The following is a 10429-nucleotide window of genomic DNA, read 5'->3' on the forward strand; positions in this document are numbered from 1 at the left end:
GGGCGAGCCCGCCGGCAGTGGCGTCGCCGTCATGGCAAAGGCCCGCAAGATCAACGACGTACCATCGTTTCCACGCATCCCGGTCCGGGTTCGGCAAGCGCTGATGCCTGAAAAGCGGGTTTGGGGGCCGGACCGGGTGGTTCACGAGATTTACAGAAACGAATCCCGCCTCATTTCAAATACCTCTTTAAAAACAAGGGGATGCTGGTCTGGCACGGACATTGATAGAGCATTGGCGGCATTTGGACAACGCCTTAGGTTGATTCCCGAGTTCTGCCCGGCTGTGCCATCCGGGTCGTTTCAGGCGAGCGCCGTAAGGGGCCGGGCGAAGGAATCAACAGCTTAGCGGGCTTCACGCCCGCCTACCGATAGATAGGGAGGGTCTCATATGAAACGCAATGTGCCGACGGTGTTCGAGCGCACACCGAACATCTATCCCGAACCGCGGCTGTTCATCGTGACGGAGACGACGGGCAGTGACGAGGACGCCGCGCACCTCGATTCGCTGCCACTGTACGATCATTCGCGGGCGGAGGCCGGGTACGACCCGGCGACTCGGCACCGTAGGATTCCTGAACTCTGCCCGGCGATGCCGAAAGACGGGAAGGCGGGGTGCCTATGACTGCGGTGTCCACGGTCTCGGAGATTTCGGACGATTTCCGCGGTGATGGCCGCATCCGGATCGCCCATCTTCAATTGCTGCCGCTCATCACCGGCGTCCAGACGGTCACGATGGAGGAATTCAAGCGGCTTGATCGTAAGCGATTCAATCCTTACCTCATCTGCCAGCAGCCGGGACCGCTTTCCGAGGCCGGCGAACGTGAAGGAATTCAATGCCTGTTCGTGCCCGAGTTGCGGCGTTCGATTTCCCCTCGCCAGGATTGGCTCGCGCTGTGGCGGCTTCGCGCGCTGTTCCGGGAACACGAGTTCGACATCGTCCATACTCACTCGTCGAAAACGGGCGTCCTTGGACGGATCGCTGCGTATCTGGCGGGTGTGCCGGCGGTGGTGCATACGGTACATGGCTATGCCTTTCCGGCGGCGCGGAACGGGCTCGAGAAAGCTCTGTTCGTCATCATGGAGTGGATCGGCGCCCGCTGTTGCGGAGCCATGATCGTGCTCAAAGAGCACGATCGGCAAATCGGGCGCCGTTATCTGCATGTGCCGTCGCAGAGACTCCATTTGTTGGCGAACGGCGTCGACACCGACCTCTATCGGCCGGCCGGCCAGGCGCAGCGACGCCGGATCCGACGCGCTCGTTTGGGCATAGACGATGAGACTACGGCCATCGGTATGGTTGGCCGGCTGTGGCAACAAAAGAATCCGGCCTGCTTCGTAGATGCCGCGGCGGAAGTTCTCGAAAAGAGGCGTGATGTTCGGTTTTTTTTGCTGGGAGATGGCGAACTGCGCGAGACTCTCGAGCAGCGAATCCGGCGGTACGGCATCGCCAGCCATGTGCGTATCCTGGGCTGGGCCAACGATATTCCCGATTTGCTCCCCGGTTTGGATGTCTTTGTTTTGCCATCGCGCTGGGAGGGCTTGTCCCTGGCTCTTCTGGAGGCCCTTTCCAGCGGCGTGGCCGCGGTGGTATCGGATATCCCGGGAAATCGCGATATCATCACGCATGAGGTGAACGGACTGTTGTTCGACGACGGGGATAGCGGCGATCTGGCCGAGAAGCTCCTGCGGCTCGTGCAGGAGTCCAGGTTGAGGGAGCGGCTGGCGCTTCGGGGCAGGGTCGACGTGGTCGCCCATTATCGTCTCGAAGACCGCATGGCACGAGTAACCGAGTTGTATCAGCGGTTGCTGTCCGGCAAGGCCGTCCCTATTTGAAGGCGGTGTCAGAGGAGCGAACCGGGAGCCGTTTCTGGGTTCAATGCTTTGCTTGAGGAGCGGCTGGTCCGAACCCGGATTTTAGAGCGTCGAACAATTATCAGGTCCTCACTGATGACCAGGCTGAGGAAAGGAGCAGCTCCATTTTCTTCGGGGGAATCGTCGGTATTCGATGGATAAGCGAATTTTGATCGTGTGCGTGGGCAATATTTGTAGAAGCCCCATGGGAGAAGCGTTGTGGAATCACCGGCGGATGGAATTCGAAGTATCGACATCGGCCGTATCGGCCGGACTTGCGGCGACCGCCGACCGGTCTATCCATCCGATCACAAGACACCTGCTGTTGGAGAAAGGAATCGATGTGCCCGAGCAACGATCGCGTCCTTTAGAGCTAGCGATGCTCCGAGAGGCCGATTTGGTTCTGGTGATGGAGACGTGGCATAAGGCTAAGGTTCAACGACTTGCCCCATTCCTGCGGGGACGCGTTTACACTCTGGGCCATTGGCAAGGGTATGAAATTCCTGATCCCTATAACGCATCCGAAGCGATGTTCAGATCGGTATTCCAACTCATCGACCGGGGAGTTTGTGAATGGTTGCGGAAATTAAACGGCATTGGAAGTTTCTGATCTAGCTTGCCGGGACGCTACGCCGGACCTTGAAATGCTTTTTGGAGGCGGTGCCGGAGGGGACGTACGAGCTCGGATGGATCGGTAGCGGAGTAGGGCGGCCGTCCTTTGCCGACAAGGCCCCTCGCCGACCCCGAGCGTCGGCAACGGACGGTCGCCCTACGCATGTCCCGATCCTCGCCGCTAAACCGCGGTGAAAAACGCTCTGGCGGAACCATTTCTGTCGCGAGCAAAACCGTCGGCGAGCGGTCGCCAACGCGATCCAGGCCCTTGCGGATCGGGGTTGTTCTGGCCGTTCCGCCGCTGCGAGACATGGAGCGAGTGAGCGAGCGAGTCGAGTAGTCCCCGGAAGCCCGAGCGCCGGGTGGATGGCCGAAGGTCGTTGCGTTAGCAACGGTCGTAGGCCATCCACAAGGCATCGCGACCGGGCGTCGAGTCATTGTGGAGCCAGGATCCGACCCCGTGTCGGGTCGGGACCGGTCGAACGCAGGGCGTCCGGGGCGCCGCAGGCAACAACAGGAAGCGCGTCCCGATCCGGGTCCGTGCGGCGTCGTCAAGCCGGTCGTGGATCGAGATTCCGAACCTCTCGCTGTCCGTCATCGGGATTCGGAGAACTCCGGAAGGAGAGTTCCCCGACTTCGGACCGGAGAGGACGTCAATCATTTTCTTGAAAAAAGCAGGAAGCCAGAGTTATGTCGGAATACATACAAGAACAGATTGAAGCTCCGGGTCATTATCGTCAGCCGTTCGGCGACTACAGGAAAGAGGCGGACGAGGGGGGCGATTTTCCCAAGTTTGGGCACGTCCTGTGGGACGGGAAATGGTTGTTAGCAGCTATCGTATTGTGTTCCATACTGGTCGGAGAGGCTTATTATTTCATCGCAACGCCGGTCTATAAGACGAATGCCCTAGTCCAGGTAGAAAAGAACGCGAAAAGCTTGGCTACCGGCCTGAGTGAATTCGCTTCGCAGTCTGATGGTGGTGGCGAAGCCTCCACCAGCGCCGAAATCGAGATCCTTCAATCGCGCATGGTGCTCGGCAAGGTGGTCGAGGAGTTACATTTGGACCTCGAAGCCAAGCCAAAATACTTCCCGTTCCTAGGCGAGGCTGTGGCACGGCATTACAGGAGCCAGGAGGACGCCGTATCCGAACCCTGGTTCAATTTGTCGGGCTACGCCTGGGGCGGCGAGAAAATTAAAGTGGAAAAGCTGATCGTTCCCGACGGCCTGCTCGGCGCAAGTTTGACTCTGGTGGCCGGCAAGGAGAGCCGGTTCATGCTTCTCGACGCGGAGGAGGACGTTCTCTTGGAGGGTAAGGTCGGCCAAGGGGCCGAGCGGGATATGGGTGAAGGCCAATACCTGCGGTTATTCGTTTCTTACTTGAAGGCTCGTCCGGGTACCCGTTTCGTGCTTCGGCGCATCCCGGGGCTCGCAGCCACAAACGCGCTTCGGGGAAGCTTTTCGGTAAAGGAAAAAGGGGGGTCGGGCATGCTGGAGCTGGCGCTTTCCGGCAGCGACCGAATTGCCGTGGAGAATACCCTGAATGCGATTGCCGATAATTACCTGCGGCAAAACGTGGAGCATCATTCGGAAGAAGCGGAGAAAAGACTGGTATTCCTGGAAGAGCAATTGCCGTTGATGAAGGAGCGATTGGAGGCTTCGGAAAGAGCATACAACGCGCATAGACAAAGGTTGGGGGCCGTCGATATCCAGTTTGAGACCCAATCGCTGTTAAATCAGATCGTCAATCTCGAGTCTGAACTCAGGCTCCTTGAGCTGCAAAAAGGCGAACTGCAGCGAAAATTCACGCGCACGCACCCCCGATTTACCGAGTTGGATGGCCAAATCAAGCAGAGGCAAGCTGATCTTGACGCATTGAACAAGAAAACGACCGAACTGCCGGATACCCAGCAGGAATTGTTGCGCTTCGAACGCGACGTCAGGGTGAGCACCGAGTTATATACCTCGATGCTCAATAGCTTGCAGGAACTCCGCATCGCCAAGGCCGGCACCTTGGGTTCGGTCCGCATCATCGATCATGCACTGCCGCCACTGGGGCCCGAGTCTCCGCAGCAGGCGCACGTCAGGACATTGTCTTTAATCGGCGGCTTATTTTTGGGCGTAGTGATGGTTTTTGTGCGAAACGCCTTCCGCGCCGTCTTAGATGATCCGGACCAAGTGGAAAAGGCCCTTGCCCTGCCGGTCTATGCGAATATTCCGCACTGCAAGGAACAAAACCGACTGATCAAAAAGCACTGGGGACGAAAGGATAAAGTCCTGCAGAAGACGGAGGTTTCGGTTCTGGTCGCGCACGAGGAAAAGGGTGCTCTAGTCCTGGAAAGCCTGCGAAGCCTGCGCACCGCCCTGCACTTCGCTATGTTGAATACCGGCCGAAATTCATTATTGATTACAGGGCCGAGGCCCGGAGTGGGCAAGACGTTCCTTTCGGCCAATCTCGCCGCCGTGTTTACTCAATCTGGGAAGCGAGTGTTGATAATCGACGCCGATATGCGCCGCGGGCATCTTCACCGATACTTCGGCGTGGTCCCCAATCAAGGGCTTTCCGGCTATATCAGTAAGGACCTGGAAATCGATACGGTAATCCAGCCGACTTTAGTCGATGGACTCGATATCATTCCGACCGGAACATATCCTCCAAACCCCTCCGAACTCTTAATGCACGAGCGTTTCGCTTACCTGCTAAAGCAAGTCGAAAATCAATACGAGCTCGTATTGGTGGATTCACCGCCCGTCCTTTCGGCAACGGATGCCGTAATCGTAGGGCATCTGGCGGCCGCGACGCTGATGGTGGTCAGATCGGGCTTACATCCGATGCGTGAATTGCAGGATGCGGCTAAGCGCTTGATACGAAACGAGGTGAATCTTCGCGGCATAATCTTCAACGATGTTCCGGTCGTGGCGCGCGGTTACGGCTATGGAAATGGCAAGTATGCCTACTATGCGTACAAATACGATCGGTCGGTCGCTTGACGAGTGTTTTTTGCCGCCGACCGTGACTATTTGCCCCTTCTCGATCGGATGCACGAGCTCGATGCCTTGCAGGTGGTTCTGGCAGAGCAAATGGCCCGCGACTCTTGGCCAGAGACCTGCCGCAGGCGCGGTTTGGCGCGTCGGCGGCCGGCGGAGCGGCGCGACGGTGCAAAGCAGAGAGTGGGAGCGTTTTTCACCGCCGTTGTACAATGGGTGGGGAAAATTCGCTTCCCACAACTGGGGATTATTGGATTCCTACTGACAGACAGCTGGGCTGAAAGACCACTTCCCCTCGCGAAAAACCGTTTCCGTTCCGTTCGGCTCGCCCGAAGCGCGGCGGTTATCTCGCAGCCTGTCAACCGCGCCGCCGCCGTTCAACCGAGAAACGACGCTGGATTGCAACGCCCTCCATCCCCCGAATTGTAGATCGAGGATCTCTTTCCGACGGTGTTGTCGGCAAGGAGTTGCCGACCCGCAACGGCCTCGAATCTTACACCACGTCGGAAAAGGGCCGCGGTGTCGGAAAACTTTACAGCGGGCGAGCCCGCCGGCAGTGGCGTCGCCGTCATGGCAAAGGCCCGCAAGATCAACGACGTACCATCGTTTCCACGCATCCCGGTCCGGGTTCGGCAAGCGCTGATGCCTGAAAAGCGGGTTTGGGGGCCGGACCGGGTGGTTCACGAGATTTACAGAAACGAATCCCGCCTCATTTCAAATACCTCTTTAAAAACAAGGGGATGCTGGTCTGGCACGGACATTGATAGAGCATTGGCGGCATTTGGACAACGCCTTAGGTTGATTCCCGAGTTCTGCCCGGCTGTGCCATCCGGGTCGTTTCAGGCGAGCGCCGTAAGGGGCCGGGCGAAGGAATCAACAGCTTAGCGGGCTTCACGCCCGCCTACCGATCAATAAGGAGGATTTGACATGCGTTACGATGATGGAAAGAAGACCGGCCGGACGGCGGTTCGCAAGAGAACCTTTGGGACCCGATCTCCGGCCACGGTGTTGAAGGGCTGTTGTGGTCTCCTGGCTGGATTTTGGCTGGTCTCGGCCGACGCTCAGCCCGAGTATACTCCCTTCACTTTCAAGAACCCGCAGCCCCAGCCCGGTGCCAGCTTCGGCAATGACGTGGCCACAGTGGGCGATGTGAACGGCGATGGCATTCCCGACTTTCTGGTGGGAGTGCCTGGACAGAACGTACTCGGCAGAAAGGACCAGGGTCGAGCCTACGTGTTCAGCGGAGCCAATAGGAAGGTGCTGCGGACCCTGAATAATCCCTCGCCTCAGTCCGGTGCGCTGTTTGGTTCAGTCGTGGCTGCGGCAGGGGATGTGAATGGCGATGGCATTCCCGATCTGCTGGTGGGGGCGCACGAGCAAGACGTGGGCGGCAATGTAAACCAGGGTCGGGCCTTCGTCTTCAGCGGGGTCAATGGGAGCCTGCTTTACACTCTTGACGATCCCACCGGCCAGGCCGACGCTCACTTTGGCTATGCCCTGGGCTCGGGGGATGTCGATGGTGATGGCAGGTCCGACCTCCTGGTGGGGGCACCCTATCAGGACGTAAACGGCAATGCAGACCAGGGCCAGGTCTTTGTCTTCAGTGGGAATAATGGGACACTCCTTAGAACCCTCAATAACCCCACAGCGCCTCAGGCGGGCTCCCTCTTTGGCTCGGCAGTGGCAGGAGCGGGAGATTTGAATAGCGATGGCAAAGTCGAAATCCTTGCGGCGGCGCGCCTCCAAAACGTGGGTGGCAATCTCCGTGTTGGCCAAGCCTTTGTCTTCAACGGGGACGACGGGAGCCTGCTTCACACCCTCAATACCCCGACGCCCCAGGCATACGCCTGGTTTGGCTTTGCCGTGGGCGTGGGGGATGTGAACGACGACAGTATCCCCGACTTCCTAGTAGGGGCGCCCTTGCAGGATGTGGGTAGTAATGTTAACCAAGGTCGAGTCTTTGTCTTCAGCGGAGCCGATTTAACGGTTACCATCATCGAGCACCCTATACCCCAAGAAGATGCCCTCTTTGGCGAGGACTTGGACGAAGCGGGGGATGTGAACGGCGACGGCGTCCCCGACCTCCTGGTGGGGGCGCCTAGGCAAGACGTGAACGGCAAGACTAACCAGGGCCAAGCCTTCGCCCTAAGTGCGCTTGACGGGAGCCTGATTGTTATTCTCGATAACCCTAAACCACAGCGGGCGGGCGAGTTTGGCAATTTTGGGTTTTCGGTGGACGGGGCGGGAGATGTGAACGGCGACGGCGTCCCCGACTTCCTGGTGGGCGCGCGCGAGCAAAACGCAGGCCTGTTTATTGACAAAGGCCAGGCCGTGCTCTTCGTCAGCACCCCTTAAACACCTTGATCGGGCGCTGGACGACGATGAGATGTGCGTATTCCACGCCATTCGGCCACCCATTCCACGCTGATTCGGCCATCTAATCCACGGTCATTCGGTCGGGGCGGTCGGAGCGAAGCGACGCGGGGGTGTTGAAGTTACCTGAGGGGTCCCGGATCGGTCAATGAGTTTGGTACCGATCCGGGCTCCGTTGCAAAAACTGTGTTGTCGAGCGAGGATAGCCGCGAGGGACTGAACATAGGAGGTGTCAAACGTGGATTCCGTATTCCGGTGGCGGAGCTTTGCGCCCGAAGTGATCCTGCCGGGCGTGCGCTGGTATTGCAAGTACGGCATCAGCTACCGCGACCTGGAAGAAATGATGCCGGAACGTGGCATCGCCGTCGATCATACGACGCTGTACCGCTGGGCGAAGCGCTACGCGCCCGAATTGGAGAAGCGTACGCTCTGGTCTCAGAGCCGCCTGAGCTCGAGCTAGCGTGTGAACGAGACCTACATCAAGGTTCGCGGCGAGTGGAAATACCTGTTCCGCGCCATCGATAAAGAGGGCCGCACCCTCGACTTTTACTTGTCGGATACCCGAAACGCCAAGGCCGCCAAGCGTTTCCTGGCCAAGGCGCTGAGGCGCTCGAAGCACTACCGGCCAGGCAAGATCAACAGCGACAAGAATCCGGCCTATGGCGAAGCCATTCGCGAGCTGAAGAAGGAAGGTCTGCTGCCGGCGAGCTGCCTCCACCGGCAAGTGAAATATCTGAATAAGAGCCTATCCCAGTAGGCTGGTGGCGCGCCAAGTAATAATGCCGCAGGCCAAGTGCAGCAGGGCAAGATAGGTATCGGCGCGCTTCTCCCAACGGGTCAGAATCCGACGAAACCGATTGAGCCAACTGTGGGTCCGTTCGACCACCCAACGCCGGGACTTGAAGCCGGCCTCCCGTTTGATCGCTTGGGCTTCCTCGCCCCGCGTCCGGATATGGGCCGTATAGTGGAACTCCTGCGCCAACTCCCGAACCTCATCATAGAGCGTGTTATGCACTTTGGAGAAGTGGAGCGGCCTTGACGAGCATGAGGATGGCAAAGACGATAAAGTGCAAGCCCGCCAAGGTTTCGGCCAATCGTTCATCATCGCGAGCCAAGCGCCGAAACCGGGCAATCCAGCCGAAACTGCGCTCCGCCACCCACCGCCGGGGCAACAGCACAAAGCCTCTTTTGGCCTCCGGCAGCTTGACCACGTCCAGCCGAATGCCGTGCCGGCGGGCGGCCTCGGCCGCCTCGTCGCCGGTGTACCCCTGATCAACAAACGCCACTTCGACCTGCTGGCCTGTAACCTGTTGAACGGAGCGCGCCAGTTCCGCCACTTGGGCACGCTCCTGCTCGTTGGCCGGCGTGACCCGCAGGGCCAGCAGATGGCCCAAGGTATTGACGGCCATGTGGACCTTGCTGCCCTTCTTGCGCTTGTAGTCATCGTAACCGGCCCTCACACCGCTCTCACAACTGGATGGCAGCGTTCGCCCATCGAAGATGACGGCACGGGGCCGCGCTTTCCGGCCTTGGGCCTGGCGCAACATTTCGCGGAGATCGTGCACGATCGCCTCGAAGCAGCCGGCCGCAAGCCAACGCTGGGTCTGCTGATAGACGGCTTCCCACGGCGGCAGGTCATGCGGCAACAGCCGCCAGGGCGCACCGGCCCGCACCAACCAGCGCAGACCATTGAAGATCTCACGCAGATCGTGCTGGCGTTGGGGCGCGTCCGCCTTCATCAAGGTTAAATAAGGGGCCACGAACATCCATTCGTCGTCCGACACATCGCTAGGATAAGGTTTACGAGTCATCATGCTCGTAATAACCACTTCTCCAGCAAAAAGTTCATAACACGCTCTAGTCGTAGCCTTTATCCAGGCAGAGATGCAAAGGTTGTTCCGGAGTGGGGTCGGGACGGGGGATGACAAGCCCTTCCAACGTGTCCCGGGCCAATTTCAGGTCGTGGCGGTTGGCCCCCTCGATCACCAGGCTCAGCGGCAGGCCGGAGGCGTCCGTGAGCACACTGCGTTTGGTGCCTTGCTTGCCTCGGTCAGTGGGGTTCCGTCCAGTTTTTTGAGCCCGCCAAGGGGGCTTTGGTCATGGCCCCATCCAGGGACAGCCAGGACCAATCCACCCCCTTCAATTCATCATAGGCCAACAAGCCTTCGCGCCAGAACACTTTGAACATCCCAGCTTCCGTCCACTCGACAAAGCGCCGATGGGCCGAGCTACTGGAGCAAATCCCGGTGGCGTTCAGGGCGTTCCACTGACACCCCGTTCGCAGCACGAACAAAATCGCGTTCATGGCTTGCCGATCCGGCACCCGCGGGTTATGACACCCGAGCGGGTGAGGCTTACGTGGCGGCAAGAGCGGTTCCATCTTCTCCCAGAGGGCATCCGGAATCCGCCAGCCATCATCCTTCGTCACCAGTCCCATGATCCTAAGCTCCTCGGACAACAACTTCCTCTATATCGAGGCTGTCCCTACCGATTTGGTTCCTACTGGGATAGACTCTTATTAATCAGGCCCGTAAATACCCTCCTGGTATTTCGGGCCGCCGCCCAGGCCCGGTACACGCCCGGCCTGGGCTCACGCGGCTTGTCGCCG

General features: G+C 59.0%; 6 protein-coding genes and 3 pseudogenes. 6 read left to right on the plus strand and 3 right to left on the minus strand.

The genetic code is table 11. From position 1 onward, the window contains the following. The first annotated feature begins 388 nt into the window (after positions 1–388). From JOD69_RS22705 to JOD69_RS24965, 6 genes and pseudogenes are all read left to right on the plus strand, one after another. Positions 389–622 (plus strand): hypothetical protein, encoded by a 234-nt coding sequence (locus JOD69_RS22705; RefSeq protein ID WP_086133240.1) that lies wholly within the window; start codon positions 389–391, stop codon positions 620–622. Then, positions 619–1833: a glycosyltransferase family 4 protein gene (locus JOD69_RS22710; protein WP_086133241.1), complete on the plus strand. Its 1215-nt coding sequence runs from the start codon at positions 619–621 to the stop codon at positions 1831–1833. Before JOD69_RS22705 ends, JOD69_RS22710 begins: the two co-directional genes overlap by 4 nt. Positions 1834–2005: 172 nt before the next feature. Further along, positions 2006–2461 (plus strand): low molecular weight protein-tyrosine-phosphatase, encoded by a 456-nt coding sequence (locus tag JOD69_RS22715; RefSeq protein ID WP_086133242.1) that lies wholly within the window; start codon positions 2006–2008, stop codon positions 2459–2461. 692 nt (positions 2462–3153) lie between these two features. After that, positions 3154–5451: a polysaccharide biosynthesis tyrosine autokinase gene (locus tag JOD69_RS22720; RefSeq protein ID WP_086133244.1), complete on the plus strand. Its 2298-nt coding sequence runs from the start codon at positions 3154–3156 to the stop codon at positions 5449–5451. Positions 5452–6375: 924 nt separating this feature from the next. After that, complete coding sequence (locus JOD69_RS22725; protein WP_086133246.1) at positions 6376–7803, plus strand: integrin alpha; 1428 nt, start codon at positions 6376–6378, stop codon at positions 7801–7803. Between the two features lie 256 nt (positions 7804–8059). Next, positions 8060–8560, plus strand: a pseudogene (locus JOD69_RS24965) (IS6 family transposase); the annotation flags it as partial. A gap of 6 nt (positions 8561–8566) precedes the next feature. Here the strand turns inward: JOD69_RS24965 and JOD69_RS22740 are convergent. The 3 genes and pseudogenes from JOD69_RS22740 to JOD69_RS22750 all read right to left on the minus strand — a co-directional run. Then, positions 8567–8821, minus strand: a pseudogene (locus tag JOD69_RS22740) (transposase); the annotation flags it as partial. Positions 8822–8828: 7 nt separating this feature from the next. Continuing rightward, complete coding sequence (locus JOD69_RS22745; protein ID WP_168183729.1) at positions 8829–9632, minus strand: IS5 family transposase; 804 nt, start codon at positions 9630–9632, stop codon at positions 8829–8831. Between the two features lie 49 nt (positions 9633–9681). Next, positions 9682–10258, minus strand: a pseudogene (locus tag JOD69_RS22750) (IS5 family transposase); the annotation flags it as partial. Between the last annotated feature and the right edge of the window lie 171 nt (positions 10259–10429).

The organism is Methylocaldum sp. RMAD-M, assembly GCF_017832375.1.
GTDB lineage: Bacteria > Pseudomonadota > Gammaproteobacteria > Methylococcales > Methylococcaceae > Methylocaldum.